General features: G+C 42.7%; 15 protein-coding genes. 12 read left to right on the forward strand and 3 right to left on the reverse strand.

Annotation, left to right across the window (positions count from 1 at the left end; all coding sequences use genetic code 11):
- Window positions 1-11: 11 nt before the first annotated feature.
- From T325_RS04520 to T325_RS04555, 8 genes are all read left to right on the forward strand, one after another.
- Window positions 12-977 carry a S66 peptidase family protein gene (locus tag T325_RS04520; protein WP_051949696.1) on the forward strand — a complete coding sequence of 322 codons (966 nt, stop codon included), beginning with the start codon at window positions 12-14 and terminating at the stop codon, window positions 975-977.
- Window positions 955-1,590 (forward strand): uracil-DNA glycosylase family protein, encoded by a 636-nt coding sequence (locus tag T325_RS04525; RefSeq protein ID WP_051949697.1) that lies wholly within the window; start codon window positions 955-957, stop codon window positions 1,588-1,590. Before T325_RS04520 ends, T325_RS04525 begins: the two co-directional genes overlap by 23 nt.
- Window positions 1,591-1,683: 93 nt before the next feature.
- On the forward strand, window positions 1,684-2,169 hold the full coding sequence (locus tag T325_RS04530; protein ID WP_036910796.1) for an RNA polymerase sigma factor: 486 nt from the start codon (window positions 1,684-1,686) through the stop codon (window positions 2,167-2,169).
- 13 nt (window positions 2,170-2,182) lie between these two features.
- Entirely contained in the window at window positions 2,183-2,761 is a 579-nt protein-coding gene (locus T325_RS04535; protein WP_036910799.1) for a hypothetical protein, read from the forward strand.
- A 365-nt stretch (window positions 2,762-3,126) separates the two neighbouring features.
- Window positions 3,127-5,943, forward strand: a complete 2,817-nt coding sequence (gene leuS / locus T325_RS04540; protein ID WP_036910801.1) for a leucine--tRNA ligase — start codon at window positions 3,127-3,129, stop codon at window positions 5,941-5,943.
- The gene (locus T325_RS04545; RefSeq protein WP_036910803.1) at window positions 5,944-6,924 is read left to right on the forward strand and encodes a YitT family protein; all 981 of its coding nucleotides are present in this window, start codon (window positions 5,944-5,946) and stop codon (window positions 6,922-6,924) included.
- Window positions 6,899-7,510, forward strand: coding sequence for a non-canonical purine NTP diphosphatase (locus T325_RS04550; RefSeq protein WP_036910805.1), 612 nt, complete (start codon window positions 6,899-6,901; stop codon window positions 7,508-7,510). The genes T325_RS04545 and T325_RS04550 overlap by 26 nt, the downstream gene beginning before the upstream one ends.
- Before the next feature lie 135 nt (window positions 7,511-7,645).
- Window positions 7,646-9,469: a type IX secretion system anionic LPS delivery protein PorZ gene (locus T325_RS04555; protein WP_231622186.1), complete on the forward strand. Its 1,824-nt coding sequence runs from the start codon at window positions 7,646-7,648 to the stop codon at window positions 9,467-9,469.
- A gap of 40 nt (window positions 9,470-9,509) precedes the next feature.
- On the opposite strand, the gene nadA is transcribed toward T325_RS04555, so the two are convergent.
- A complete protein-coding gene (nadA, locus tag T325_RS04560; RefSeq protein WP_036910809.1) occupies window positions 9,510-10,454 on the reverse strand; it encodes a quinolinate synthase NadA in 945 nt (314 codons plus the stop codon).
- Window positions 10,455-10,867: 413 nt separating this feature from the next.
- On the opposite strand from nadA, the gene T325_RS04565 reads away from it, so the two are divergent.
- The 4 genes from T325_RS04565 (at window position 10,868) to T325_RS04580 (ending at window position 13,477) form a co-directional block, all read left to right on the forward strand.
- Window positions 10,868-11,401: an RNA methyltransferase gene (locus tag T325_RS04565; protein ID WP_036910811.1), complete on the forward strand. Its 534-nt coding sequence runs from the start codon at window positions 10,868-10,870 to the stop codon at window positions 11,399-11,401.
- Window positions 11,402-11,471: 70 nt separating this feature from the next.
- A complete protein-coding gene (locus tag T325_RS04570; RefSeq protein WP_051949698.1) occupies window positions 11,472-12,149 on the forward strand; it encodes an RNA polymerase sigma factor in 678 nt (225 codons plus the stop codon).
- 4 nt (window positions 12,150-12,153) lie between these two features.
- Window positions 12,154-12,582 carry a DUF6108 family protein gene (locus T325_RS04575; RefSeq protein WP_036910813.1) on the forward strand — a complete coding sequence of 143 codons (429 nt, stop codon included), beginning with the start codon at window positions 12,154-12,156 and terminating at the stop codon, window positions 12,580-12,582.
- A gap of 16 nt (window positions 12,583-12,598) precedes the next feature.
- Window positions 12,599-13,477 carry a hypothetical protein gene (locus tag T325_RS04580; RefSeq protein ID WP_036910814.1) on the forward strand — a complete coding sequence of 293 codons (879 nt, stop codon included), beginning with the start codon at window positions 12,599-12,601 and terminating at the stop codon, window positions 13,475-13,477.
- Window positions 13,478-13,528: 51 nt separating this feature from the next.
- Here T325_RS04580 and T325_RS04585 read toward each other — a convergent pair whose 3' ends face one another.
- Entirely contained in the window at window positions 13,529-14,263 is a 735-nt protein-coding gene (locus tag T325_RS04585; protein WP_036910816.1) for a DUF4377 domain-containing protein, read from the reverse strand.
- 170 nt (window positions 14,264-14,433) lie between these two features.
- Complete coding sequence (gene rd / locus T325_RS12545; RefSeq protein WP_081911042.1) at window positions 14,434-14,592, reverse strand: rubredoxin; 159 nt, start codon at window positions 14,590-14,592, stop codon at window positions 14,434-14,436.

A 14,592-nucleotide genomic window follows, 5' to 3' on the forward strand; every position in this document is an offset into this window, starting at 1 on the left:
CTTTGCATCTAATGAAGAAAGGTTGTATCATATCACTCATGCTCTGCTGGATGCTGTCGCTCTCAGCTCAGTTTCTGCATCTGGGCGATACCATCGCTATCATCTCACCTTCGAGTGCTACCGACACCACGACTATTAATGGTGGCATCCGCACTTTGGAGCGTTGGGGCTATCATTGCATCATAGGCAAAAATGCACTCAACGACTATCACGGCTTTGCTGGTACTATCGATGAACGCCTGACAGATTTGCTTTGGGCCCTTCGCGAACCGTCTGTCAAGGCCATCATGTGTTCTCGAGGAGGCGATGGGGCAGCTCATCTGCTGAGCCGTCTTTCGCCTGATACCCTTCGTCAATATCCCAAGATCATCATTGGCTTCAGCGATATCACCGCCTTGCTCTGTGCTGAGGCAAGGGCGGGTGTAAAAGGCGTTCATGGTTCGATGTGTCACGCCTTGAACACCTATGAGGGAAATGATACTGTGAGCCAGACGTTACGACGTATGCTCCAAGGCGATCTGCCTACCTATCGCGTGGCACCCCATCCGCTGAATCTCAAGGGTAGGGCAGAGGGTATTGTTGTAGGGGGAAATCTCTCTGTCTATAACGACTTAGCCGGTTCCGATTTCGATCCCTTAGCGCTCAATGATATCATCCTGTTTATGGAAGATACGGGAGAGGGGATGAGTAAGGTAGACCGTATGCTGCATAATATGGAAATGCGAGGTCTTCTATCAAATGTCAGGGGCATTATCGTGGGACAGTTCAATAAATACAAGCACCCAGAAAACGGCTTTGAAGATATGTATGCCATGCTCCATGAGTACATGAAACACTATGGAATCCCTGTGTGTTTCGATTTTCCTGTGGGACATGCCCATCTGCGCAACTTCCCCTTGCTCACTGGCGCCAGGGCCATACTCGAAGTAACACCAGAAGGTACGTTATTAAAATATGAAGAGTTATCTGAATACTGAGAATATCCTGCGCAGCGAGGGTGGGGTAGAGTACCATCCACTCATTCCGTTCCTGCCCGAGAGTGCCAAAGTACTGTTTCTTGGCAGTTTTCCGCCACAGCGCAAACGCTGGTGTATCGATTTCTATTATCCCAACTTCATCAACGACCATTGGCGCATCGAAGGCCAGGTGTTCTATGGTTATCGCAATCATTTTGTAGATACCGAAGCAAAACGCTTCAAGGTAGAAGAGATTATCAGTTTCTGCGAAGAAAAGGGCATCGCCTTCTTCGATACTTCCAGTGCCATACGCCGCCTCAAGGACAATGCCTCAGACAAGTTTCTCGAAGTGGTAGAGCCAACAGACATTCCTGCCCTGATAGCCAGGCTGCCCCATTTGCGAGCTATCGTCACCACAGGCGAGAAAGCAACGGACACCATCTGCGCCTCATTGAACATCCCTGAAGTTCCAAAAGTCAACACCTTTGTGTTTATCCCTGAGATGTATAATCATAACGCCCAGCAACTCATCCTCTACCGTCTCCCGTCATCTTCTCGTGCCTATCCCCTCGCTTTCGATAAGAAGGTGACCGCCTATCAGAATATGTTTGAGATGATGGGATTGAAGAAATAAATCTTTTTCTTGCTAATATTTTTTTGGATTTCTGTAGTTTTTTTCCTCTTACGTGTGACTTATTATCAAACAACGATATATCGAACAAAAAAAATGAAAAATCAAGAACGTGAGTTTGAAGAAATAGTGAGGGCCAATCGCAGTACGATCTATACCGTCTGCTACATGTTCTCCAACGACCAAGACGAGGTTGCCGACTTGTTTCAAGAGGTACTGATCAACCTGTGGAAGAGTTTGCCTTCGTTTGAGGGGCGTAGCAATATTCGCTCCTGGATCTACCGCGTCAGTCTGAATGTGTGTATCTCACTCAGCCGCAAGAAACAACGCCACGAGACGATGCCGCTGACGATGGACATCAATCCATATGAAGAGACGGAAACCAACCAGAACTTCAAGCAAATGGACATGCTAAGACGGCGTATTGCCAAACTTGGTCAATACGACCGTGCCATCATTCTCTTATGGCTGGAAAACATCAGTTACGAAGAGATTGCGGCTATCATGGGTATTACAGTCAAGAACGTTTCAATACGTCTCTATCGCATTAAAGAGGAATTAAAGAAAATGTCAAACGATTAAAACAGGAAGTATTATGGATAATCAGAATAACAACTTACAGGAACTGGAGGGACTTCGCGACCAGGTGACAGAGTTTAAGAAGCGCATGGAGCAGCAGGAGATTGTCAACTATCAACTGTTGAAGATAGCGACGAACAGACATATATCGTGGATTAAGTTCATGAACACATGGACCGGTCCTATAGCACTGGTTATTTCGCCCCTGGTTATTTCCTACCTAAGAGCACTTGGCTGCTCATGGATTCCCATCATCTTTATAATCCTGTTGCTAATAGGAGAAACTGTGTTCAATATCTGGAATGTCAGTACAATCCGCAATAAGCACTTGGCAGCTCAAGATGTAGTCAGTGTGCAGCAGCGACTAACCGCCTATAAGCGCAGGGAAAAACTTCAGGCTTACATCGAATACCCTCTCATCCTACTTTGGGGCGGCTGGTTTATATTCGACATCTATAACTACATAAATATACCCGTCATCAAATTGATTGTTGGGCTTCTATTAGGATCGTTTATAATTTTCTTTATCCTCTTCCGCGAGATACGCTCGCTGAACAAAGCTATCAAGGTAATAGACGAATTCAATATATCATAAGGATAGAATAAAATATCAAGAAATATTACCATGATTTAAAACTTTTTGAATAAGGTTTTTGAGAGAGAAGAGGGGAGGGGGGAATTTTGGGATTGTTTGGTGCAAGGATTGGGTTTAGCCTGACTAAAGTTAGGGTTTACTCCGACTAAAGTCTGACTTTCGTCGGAGTAAACCCATATTTTAAATAATCCAATTAAAATTTGGGGTTCTGCTCACTTTTTTGTATCTCTGGCTTTGCTGAAGTTACTACCGTTCGAGAGCGCCAAAATTGAAAAAAACTCTTTTTCATTTGGCGTTCTGCTCACTTATTCGTATCTTTGCAGCCCAAATATAATGTACGGAAACAATAAAATAGCAAATATACAATGGATTACAATTTCAGAGACATCGAACAGAAATGGCAGAAGCGATGGGTGGAGAATGGCACTTATCGTGTTGTAGAAGACAAGAACAAGAAAAAATTCTATGTGCTCAACATGTTCCCTTACCCCAGCGGAGCAGGATTGCACGTAGGTCATCCCCTTGGCTATATCGCTTCTGATATCTATGCCCGCTACAAGCGTCAGCAGGGCTTCAACGTATTGAACCCCATGGGTTACGACGCTTACGGACTGCCTGCTGAGCAGTATGCCATCCAGACGGGTCAGCATCCTGAGAAGACTACCTTCGAGAATATCGACCGCTATCGCTCGCAGCTTGACAAGATTGGTTTCTCATTCGACTGGGAGCGCGAGGTCCGCACTTGCGACCCTATCTACTATAAGTGGACGCAGTGGGCCTTCCAGCGCATGTTCAAGAGCTACTTCTCTACTTCGTCGCACAAGGCTCAGCCAACCATTAAACTGATTGAGCACTTCGAACTGATGGGTACTGAGAACTGCAACGCGCTTGGTACCGAGGAGCTTCATTTTACAGCCGACGAATGGAAAAACTTCTCTGAGAAGAAGAAGCAGGAGGTGCTGATGAACTATCGTATTGCCTATCTGGCTGACACGATGGTAAACTGGTGCCCCAAACTGGGAACGGTGCTGGCCAACGATGAAGTGGTTGACGGCGTATCTGTTCGTGGTGGCTATCCCGTAGTACAGAAGAAGATGCGCCAGTGGTGTCTGCGCGTATCGGCTTACGCTCAGCGACTGCTCGACGGACTGGAGGATATCGATTGGACTGATTCGCTGAAAGAGACTCAGCGCAACTGGATTGGTCGCAGCGAGGGTACTGAGGTTGAGTTCAACGTGGCTGACTCAGATAAGCACTTCACCATCTTCACAACTCGTGCTGATACTATGTTTGGTGTTACATTCATGGTACTCGCTCCTGAGAGCGACCTCGTGGCTGAGCTGACCACCCCTGAGCAGAAGGCTGAGGTTGACAAGTATCTGGACTATGTGAAGAAGCGCACTGAGCGCGATCGCCAGATGGACCACAAGGTTACTGGTGTATTCTCTGGTAGCTATGCCATCAACCCATTTACTGATGAGAAAATCCCCATCTGGATTGCAGAATACGTATTGGCTGGTTATGGTACTGGTGCCATCATGGCCGTTCCTGCCCACGACAGCCGCGACTATGCCTTCGCCAAGCACTTCAACCTGCCTATCATCCCACTGATTGAGGGTGCTGATGTATCTGAAGAGAGCTACGATGCCAAGGAGGGTATAGTATGCAACTCTTCATCAGCTAAGTTCAGCCTGAATGGTCTCACCGTTAAGGAGGCTATCGCTGCCACCAAGAAGTATGTAACTGAGCAGGGCCTGGGTCGTGTAAAGGTTAACTACCGCTTGCGCGATGCCATCTTCTCTCGCCAGCGCTATTGGGGTGAGCCATTCCCTGTTTACTACAAGGACGACATGCCTTATATGATTCCAAAGGAGTGTCTGCCTCTGGAACTTCCTGAGATCGACGAGTACAAGCCAACAGAGACAGGCGAGCCCCCATTGGGCCGCGCTAAGATGTGGGCTTGGGACACTACAAACAATAAGGTAGTCAGCAAAGACCTTATTGACAACAAGACCATCTTCCCACTCGAGCTGAACACCATGCCAGGTTTCGCAGGAAGTTCGGCTTACTATCTGCGCTATATGGATCCGAAGAACGAGAAGGCTTTGGTAAACAAGGATGTTGACGAGTACTGGCGTAATGTTGACCTCTACGTAGGTGGTACTGAGCACGCTACTGGTCACCTGATTTATTCTCGTTTCTGGAACAAGTTCCTCTTCGACTCAGGCTACTCTTGCGAGGACGAGCCATTCAAGAAGCTCGTCAACCAAGGTATGATTCAGGGTCGCTCAAACTTCGTTTATCGTATCGAAGACGAGGGAGCCGATAAGGGTAAGTTCGTCAGCTTCGGTCTGAAGGGCAACTATACCACCACACCTATCCACGTAGACGTAAACATCGTTTCTGCAGACGTCCTCGACATTGAGGCCTTCAAGGCCTGGCGTCCTGACTATCAGAATGCTGAGTTCATACTCGAGAATGGCCAGTACAAGTGTGGCTGGGCCATAGAAAAGATGTCGAAGTCGATGTTCAACGTAGTGAACCCCGATATGATTGTAGAGAAGTATGGTGCCGACACCCTGCGCCTCTATGAAATGTTCCTGGGTCCTGTAGAGCAGAGCAAGCCTTGGGACACCAATGGTATCGACGGTTGCCATCGTTTCCTGCGTAAGTTCTGGAACCTCTTCCAGGGCGAGCTGAATGGCGAGGCTACAGCAGAGAGTCTGAAGAGCGTACACAAACTCATCAAGAAGGTAAGTCAGGACATCGAGCAGTTCTCATACAACACCTCTATCTCTGCCTTCATGATCTGCGTGAACGAACTGGGTCAGCAGAAATGCAAGAACAAGGAGCTGCTCAAGACGCTTGTCATTCTCATCGCTCCATTCGCTCCCCACATCGCTGAGGAACTCTGGGAACAGCTTGGCGGCGAGGGTTCTGTATGCGACTCTCAGTGGCCTAAGTGGGATGAGCAGTATCTCGTAGAGAGCCAAGTGAAGCTGGGTATTGCCTTCAACGGTAAGACACGTCTGGAGATGGAGTTCCCTGCTGATGCTGACAATAAGACCATCGAAGAGACTGTATTAGCAGACGAACGCGCTAAGAAGTATCTTGAAGGTTTCCAGGTTGCAAAGGTTATCATCGTCCCTAAGCGTATGGTGAACATTGTACTGAAGAAATAAATGACGATCGATCACAAAATCATATTGAATGAGGTCAAGGACTATTTGTTTATAGCCCTTGGCCTGTTACTCTATACCATCGCCTTCACGGTATTCCTGATGCCCTATCAGATTGTTGCTGGAGGCGTTACAGGTCTGTCGGCTATCATCTACTATGCTACAGGCTTCCATCTGGAAAACACCTATATCATCATCAACGGTCTCTTGCTGATGGCGGCATTGAAGATTCTGGGCTTCAAATTCCTGATGAAGACCATCTTCGCCATCTTCATGCTTTACTTCATGCTGAAGTTTGCGCAGGATATCATTCCTAAGCAGGAGAACGGACTGCCCTTCAAACTGATGGGTGAGGGTCAGGATTTTATGTCGATGATCATTGGCTGTGTGATTACAGGTATCGCTCTGGCTACCGTTTTTACCCATAATGGTTCTACTGGTGGTACCGATATCATTGCTGCCTCAGTAAACAAGTATCATCCAAATGTCACATTAGGCAATGTGCTGATTGCTGCCGACTTCTGTATCATCGGCTCTTGTATGTTCTTCCCGCAGTTTGGCACCTATCTCGAAAGAGCTCATAAGGTGATGTTCGGCTTCTGCGTAATGGCTATGGAGAACTATACACTTGATTACGTGATGAATGCGCGTCGCCAATCTGTTCAGTTCTTCATCTTCTCACATAAGTGGCAGGAGATAGCCAATGCCATTGGTACTCAGATGCATCATGGTGTAACCATTCTCGATGGACACGGCTGGTATACTGGTAAGGATATGAAAGTGCTTTGTATTCTGGCCAGAAAGAATGAGAGCATCAATATGTTCCGTCTCATCAAGATGATCGACCCCAACGCCTTTGTATCGCAGAGTGCCGTTATCGGCGTATATGGTGAAGGCTTCGACGAGATGAAAGTAAAGATAAAGGAGGATAAAAAGAGTCTGAAGAAGATAGAGAAAAATGAAAATAGTATTCGCAACAAATAACGAGCATAAACTTTCTGAAATACGCAGTATCCTGGGTGATAGTATCGAGGTGCTTTCACTGAAAGATATAGGCTGTGATGCAGATATCCCTGAGACAGGCAAGACACTTGAGGAAAATGCCCTGCAAAAGGCGCAATTTATCTATGACCACTATCACATGGATGTATTTGCTGATGATACTGGCTTGGAAGTTGAGGCTCTGAATGGTGCTCCCGGCGTTTATTCTGCTCGCTATGCAGGAGGTGAAGGTCATGATTCAGAAGCTAATATGACCAAACTCCTGAATGAATTAGGAGAAAATAACAATCGCCGTGCAAGATTTCGCACCGTGATTGCGTTAATATTAAAGAAGAATGTATGTCCTTGCGGTTGTACCAGTATCAAGGAAATCCACCAGTTCGATGGTATCGTTGAAGGTGAGATTATCCGAGAGCGTAGGGGAGGAGAGGGCTTTGGCTACGATCCTATTTTCAAACCTGACGGCTACGACAAGACTTTTGCTGAGTTGGGTATGGATATCAAAAACCATATCAGCCACAGGGCAAGAGCCACAGCAAAACTTGCCGACTTTCTTCTGAAAAAGTAAAAAAAGTAAAAAGGTAAAAGATTAAAAATGAAGAATAGAAATTATTCAATAAAAAGAATAGTGAATTGGCTTTTACCTTTTTACTTTTTTACTTTTTTACCTTTAAATGCACAAATAGGTACTTGGAAAAACTATTTGGCTTATCATGAAGTAAAGAGTATCTGCAAAGCAGGTGATGAACTCTTTGTACTAGCCTCTAATGGACTCTATCAGTATAATATCAACGACCAGAGCATCACTACTTATGATAAGGTAAACGGACTTTCTGATACCCATATCACCCATATTGCTTGGAGTCAACAGGCTAAACGACTGATAGCAGTCTATCAGAACGCTAATATCGACTTGATAGAGACTGATGGCGATATTATCAATATCTCTGCCCTCTACAATAAATCGATGACAGACAATAAGACTGTCAACAGCATTAGTATCGAGGGTATCTATGCTTATGTGCATTGTAGTTTTGGTATCGTAAAGGTAAACATGCAGAAAGCAGAAATTACTGATACCTATACACCAAACATGCCTGATTATCCTGTTGGTCTTACCCCTTATCAGGATCAATACGCTGAATACATCACTATGGTATCGACTCTGAACCCTGGAGGACCTATTTATAACCATTTCTACGAGTCGAAATTCATAAAAGGTATACTTTATACCACTGGTGGTTATTTTCTGCCCAGCATGCCCGATAATGAGTTTCCTGGCATTATTCAGACTTTCGACGGTAATAACTGGACACTCTTTGAAGAAAACATCAATGAGAAGACAGGTTATGCTTATCTGGACATTTGCTGTATCGATGTTGATCCAATTAACGAAAAACATGTGTTTGCTGGAGGCAGATGTGGACTCTATGAATTTAACGATGGTAAGTTGGTAGCTTATTATAATAAGGATAATAGTCCATTGAAGAGTGCTAACGACAGAGGTACAGAACTGGGTAATGATTATCTGCTTATACTAGGCATTAAGTTCGATGCTCAGGGAAATCTTTGGGTGCTTAACAGTATGGCTCAAGGTGTGAGTCTGCTAGAACTTACGCCTGATCACCAATGGAAAGATCATCATCAGCCATTACTCACTGATAATACAGAAAATACGCTTCCAGGCCTTCGAGGTATGACGATTGATAGTCGTGGACTGCTATGGTTTGTCAATAATAACTGGCAGAATGCTGCTCTCTTCTGTTATGACATGCAGAACGATATCCTTCTGAAATATGATAACTTTACCAATCAGGATGGACAGAAATATAATATAACCTGGGCTTATTGTGTGGTAGAGGATCGGGAGAATAACATTTGGATAGGAACTGACCAGGGCCCTTTTATGATTAAGAAGTCAGAAGTAGGACAGCAAAATATTACATTTCAGCAAATAAAAGTTCCTCGTAATGATGGAACCAGCTATGCTGACTATCTGTTAAGTGGTGTTAGTATCAGCAGTATAGCTATCGATGGTGGTAATCGTAAATGGTTTGGTTCTAATGGTAGTGGTGTCTTTCTAATTAGCTCTGATAATCTTAACCAACTCCAAAGCTTCACTACAAACAATTCAAAGCTAATTAGTGATAATATTACCTCAGTAATTGTTAATCAACAGTCTGGCGAAGTGTTTTTCCTCTCAGACAAAGGACTTTGCTCTTTTTATTCAGACGCTATAGAACCTAATGAAGAAATGACAAAGGATAATGTCTGGGCTTATCCGAATCCTGTAACACCTGATTATACTGGACTTATTACCATTACTGGTTTATCTTTCGATGCGGATGTGAAAATCGTAGCCTCAAATGGTGCTTTGATAGCTGAAGGAAGAAGCAATGGAGGACTCTTTACTTGGAATGGTTGTGATAAAAAAGGTAAGCGTGTAGCCAGTGGTGTCTATATGGTGATAACAGCTAACAGTGATGGTAAAAAAGGTACAGTTTGCAAGATAGCCATCATAAAATAAAAATCCCCTCCTGATTAGGAGAGGAAAAGAAGAATATTCATCAGCTAAGTTCAAGCATCCTATTGATAGGTTTAACTGCTTCTTTAGCTATTTCTGAATCAATCTCTATCTGCGGACTTTCGTTTTTCAAACAATTATATACTTTCTCAAGTGTATTGAGTTTCATATACTGACACTCATTACAACTGCATTCAAGACCACTCTCACTAATTTCAGGAGGAACTGGGATAAACTGCTTATCAGGACAAGTTCGTTGCATCTCATGCAGAATACCAGCCTCTGTAGCTACAATAAACTGCTTCTTATCACTCTGCTGAGCATATTTCAACATGGTAGCTGTCGATCCCTTTACCTCTGCTACAGCCAATACAGGAGCTTTACACTCCAAATGAGCCATTACAACAGCTTCAGGATATTTTGCTTTTAATTCTAATATATTGGAAACAGAAAAGCGTTCATGTACATGACAACCACCATTCCAAAGCAACATCTGACGGCCTGTTACCTCATTAATATAATTGCCTAAGTTATAGTCAGGACCGAAAATAAGTTTGGCATCCTTTGGTAATTGATCAACAACTTTCTTAGCATTACCACTTGTCACCACTACGTCAGTCAGTGCTTTTACAGCAGCTGTCGTATTCACATAACTGATAACCTGATAACCAGGATGCTCTTCTTTGAATTTCTTAAGATCTTCAGCCTTACAACTATCAGCCAATGAACAGCCAGCTTCTAAGTCAGGACATAGTACCATCTTGTCTGGTGAGAGCAACTTACATGTCTCCGCCATGAAGTGAACACCACACATCACCATAGCCTTTGCATCAGTCTCTGCTGCTTTACGAGCTAAGGCCAGTGAGTCACCTACAAAGTCAGCAATATCCTGAATGTCTCCTATTGTGTAATAGTGAGCCAGAATAATAGCATCCTTTTCTTTGCAAAGTCTGCGAATCTCTGCTTTCAAATCCTCAGTTTTCAACATCACAATATATTTATCTTTCTTTTTTTATTTATAATTAAAAAGAGAATAAGTAGTATGATATGCCGTTAATATCTTGATAACTTTTTATGTCTTTTCTTGTATAGTAAGTTATTCACTCGTAACTAGTCATTATTAACTACTTATGTGAATTCTTATTGCTTGATAATGAATACCTAACATAGTTTATCCACATTTCTCAATTTTGGTGCAAAATTAATAAGTTTATATCTTTTTTCAGCAAAAAACGGTGGAAATCTTTAGAATTTCCCTCTAATAAACTTGTGGATATCCCCTTAGTCACCTTCCTGTGAGTTAATTCTGTGGATAATGAACATAGTTTTCCACATAGTTATCAACAGTTTTTCAACAATTATTTGGATTTTTGCTCACTTAGTGTTAACTTTGCATCCAAGATGAAGAAATTACGTACAATAGAAATGGAGCGCTTGTCTGTCGATGAGTTTAAACAGGCAGACAAGATATCATTAATAGTAGTGCTCGACGATGTACGTTCGATGCATAATGTAGGTAGTGTGTTTCGCACTGGTGATGCTTTCCGTATAGAAGGTATCTATTTGTGTGGCATTACTTCTACACCTCCTATGGCTGAGATTCATAAAACTGCTCTTGGTGCAGAGGATAGTGTAAACTGGAAATATTTCGAAACAGCTGCGGAGGCTGTTGAAGCTTTGAAGTCTGAAGGTTATGAGGTTTATTCAGTAGAGCAGGCTCATGGATCAACCAAGTTACAATCATTTGCACCTTCTATAGATAAAAAGTATGCTGTTATTTTAGGCAATGAGGTAAAAGGTGTTCACCAAGAGGTAATTGACACTTCTGATGGATGTCTGGAAATACCACAATTTGGCACTAAACATTCTATGAACGTCTCTGTAACGGCAGGCATTATTATTTGGCACTTTGCTAAGACTCTCTTAAATCTTTAGAAAAAAAATATTCTTTTGTGTCACAAATTAGATATTGTTGCGTATATAGGATAAAAAGTAACACGAAAGAATGACAACAGAGGAGTTTCAATACAACGCCGAAGTATTAAGGCAGCAGCTGGTTAGTATAGCCCGTAAATACGTTGGGAATACTGACGAGGCTGAGGATGTTGCTCAGGATGCAATGGTAAAGCTTTGGCTGATGCACGACAAACTTGTCGCTCCAATAGGTGGAATAGCCAGTGTACTGACTCGAAACCTCTGTATAGACAATCTGCGTAGAAAACATGCTACTGTCGACATATCAAGATTGCCTGAAGAAGAAGATTTCAGCGATGATGGTGAACAGATAGAGCAAATGCTTCAAATTATCGACACACTTCCCTCTACACAGCGTACTATACTCAAGATGCGACATCTGCAGGGGATGGAGATGAGGGAGATAGCTATGGTACTTGGCTCATCTGAAGTTGCGGTGCGCAAAACACTCAGTCGCGCTCGTTCGATGGTTAAAAAACGCCTCATGGCTCTTCTTGCCGCTGCCTGTATCATTGGGGCGGTTTCTATGGTAGCTGTTCATTGGAATCTTATTGGAGGAGGAGAAGAATATGTGGCCTATGTCTATGGTAAGAAGTATACTGATAAGACCATAGTATTACAGGAAATGAATCACGCAATAAGTGAAATCACAGAGGACAATCCTCAGAACGAAATAGAAAGTCAGTTGAATGAATTATTTAGAGAGTAATAATATGAGACGAGTTGTTTTTGTCATAATCATGTGGCTCTCATTTGTAGCTACAGTAAAGGCTCAAAGTGGCCTGAGTATTTCTCCTCTTTTCGAGGGAAAGATCGTTCCCCAGGAGCATATGGTGGAGACGAGAGTCAAAGGGAGGGCACTGAGCAAGTATCAGCTCACATTCTTCCGTAGTGTGCGCTTCAGTACGACAGATTCCAAAGGGTTTCGTCGTATCAGAAGTCTTGTAGAACAAGATCAGCAGCGTAGTATCAGTAGCCAGAGTCAGAAACGTAATGGGGTCGAGACCATCATGCTACAACTGCAAAAAGAGAATGGTCAAAATCGTTTTCTATGCTTTAAGGGTCAGAAAACCGAAATAACGGTAATTTATATGGAAGGCTCGCTTTCCTCGTTTGATACATTAAAAAATATATTGAAATAATTAAAGACATAAGAATATGAAAAAGTTATTATTATTTTTATTACTGGCTAATACAACTACAGCCAATGCTCAAGAAAAGAATGACACATTGACCATTCTTAAGCCTCAGAAAGTACGTATCATCACAGGTGACTCTATTCAGAAAATTAAGGTTTATGGCAGGGAGAACGATAGTAGGTATACCTATGAGAATACTATACAGCTGGTAGACTCAAATTACGTAAGTTCTGTCGATATCAATAAAGATAAATGGAACTTCGATTTTATGAGAAAACACAGCAAGGATACAGGTTATCCTTTAGAGCGCAATATTCTTCATACGTATCTTGGTTTTGGTCTGTGTCAAGGTGTTGGAGCCAACTATAATGGTTCAATATCTATGGGCAGTTCTTGGGAAATCTCGTGGACCATCTTTGACTGTGAGAAATTTGGCTATGGCAAGCGTAGTGGCTACTCTTATGGATTTGGTCTTAATTGGCGTAATTATCGTATAGACAATCGCAGCCGTTTTGTCAAGCTCGACGATGGTAAGCTTACTCAGCAGAATTTACCTGAAGGTTATGAGAATGATTTTTCACGTATCAAAGTGTTCAGTTTGAATATACCCGTCATGTATCGCTATCGTGGTGATAAGGTGAGTTTCGGACTGGGTCCTGTTTTCAACTTCAATACTTATGCCAGCATCAAGAACAGATATCGCGATGCTGATGGAAAGAAACATAAGGAACTCTACAAGCACATTCATCAACGTCCTGTGACAGTTGATATCATGGCAAGTGTAAAATTCATAAATTGGGTTGGCATCTATGTTAAATACTCACCCATGACACTCTTCAGTTCGACCTACGGTGATGACATCAATTTCCATCCATTATCAATAGGTATTATTTTATAAAGGTGAAAATTTTTAAGGTGCCATCTCAGAAAGTGAGATGGCACCTTTATTTCAATACTTTGAAAGATACTCTTCGTCTGTTGTGGCAATAACAATGCTGTCGTTGGGTGATTCTTCTGAGCTGAGTAGTTCTAGCAGTCTAATACGATAGTTGTGATTGCGATAAATGGGACGATCAGATGGTGTAATACTAAGCCGCATTCTGCATTTGTAGGTGTTGAATTGCTGAGTTGTTTCATTAAAAGTGCGAAATGACTCAAAATCTGAACCTATAATCTCATTAAAACCCATATCGAGTGTTTCACTACCATCTATAGCTCTTCCACTAAGAAAGTAATAGCCAGCAGAAGAACGTCCATCTGGTGTCAGCATAAGTACCCTCTGTACGTCCATCGTTACCTCGTGACAGCCTTCTGTACGTATTCCTACATATTCTTTGCTTAATATTTTTTTTAAAGCATAGGTATGACTTGGACAATCAACTATATTCGGATCGGTGGTCGTCGCATTTAATAATAACTTATAACGATAGCCTTCTTCATAGGTAAAGCCATTGATTTCGTTAACTGAAAAAGCATCCATGCGCTTACCTGTGTCGTCGACTGCTTCCATCGCGAGTACTGAAGTAGCCCAAAAAGTGGAACTGAAAATATATTCCGGCTCAATAGTCACTTCCATAGTGGTGGTTTTTGGTTTCCATTTTCCAGGATCGTCATCATCTAGTGAACAGGCTGTCAGACTAGTTGTCAGTAGTATCATTATTAACATTTTTATTTTCATCATCATACTATTTTATGGTTGTATGTCTATGAATATAACTGTCAACACATAAATATACTGCACGCCGACTTTTATAATTATGATTCTTTAAGAAATAAGACAAATAGCTGATAGTTACTAGTTTAGTAAAAAGTGTAAATAGGGGTGCACAGTGATGCGCGCCCCTATTAGATTCATTACTCAGGCTTGAAATTTTCCTTGCCTACGCCACAAATGGGGCATACCCAATCATCGGGGATGTCTTCAAACGCTGTTCCAGGGGCGATACCGCCATCAGGATCTCCTACTGCGGGGTCGTAAATGTAACCGCAAACTTGGCAAACGTACTTCATAAT

Source organism: Prevotella sp. FD3004, assembly GCF_000746155.1.
Taxonomy (GTDB): domain Bacteria; phylum Bacteroidota; class Bacteroidia; order Bacteroidales; family Bacteroidaceae; genus Prevotella.

Bases quoted from the DNA above. Each gene is read 5' to 3' on its own strand.
- nadA (WP_036910809.1), bottom strand. From the start codon at position 10,454: ATGTTGAAAACTGAGGATTTGAAAGCAGAGATTCGCAGACTTTGCAAA.
- T325_RS04520 (WP_051949696.1), top strand. From the start codon at position 12: ATGAAGAAAGGTTGTATCATATCACTCATGCTCTGCTGGATGCTGTCG.
- T325_RS04545 (WP_036910803.1), top strand. From the start codon at position 5,944: ATGACGATCGATCACAAAATCATATTGAATGAGGTCAAGGACTATTTG.
- T325_RS04525 (WP_051949697.1), top strand. From the start codon at position 955: ATGAAGAGTTATCTGAATACTGAGAATATCCTGCGCAGCGAGGGTGGG.
- T325_RS04550 (WP_036910805.1), top strand. From the start codon at position 6,899: ATGAAAATAGTATTCGCAACAAATAACGAGCATAAACTTTCTGAAATA.
- T325_RS04570 (WP_051949698.1), top strand. From the start codon at position 11,472: ATGACAACAGAGGAGTTTCAATACAACGCCGAAGTATTAAGGCAGCAG.
- T325_RS04535 (WP_036910799.1), top strand. From the start codon at position 2,183: ATGGATAATCAGAATAACAACTTACAGGAACTGGAGGGACTTCGCGAC.
- T325_RS04575 (WP_036910813.1), top strand. From the start codon at position 12,154: ATGAGACGAGTTGTTTTTGTCATAATCATGTGGCTCTCATTTGTAGCT.
- T325_RS04580 (WP_036910814.1), top strand. From the start codon at position 12,599: ATGAAAAAGTTATTATTATTTTTATTACTGGCTAATACAACTACAGCC.
- T325_RS04585 (WP_036910816.1), bottom strand. From the start codon at position 14,263: ATGATGATGAAAATAAAAATGTTAATAATGATACTACTGACAACTAGT.
- leuS (WP_036910801.1), top strand. From the start codon at position 3,127: ATGGATTACAATTTCAGAGACATCGAACAGAAATGGCAGAAGCGATGG.
- T325_RS04530 (WP_036910796.1), top strand. From the start codon at position 1,684: ATGAAAAATCAAGAACGTGAGTTTGAAGAAATAGTGAGGGCCAATCGC.
- T325_RS04565 (WP_036910811.1), top strand. From the start codon at position 10,868: ATGAAGAAATTACGTACAATAGAAATGGAGCGCTTGTCTGTCGATGAG.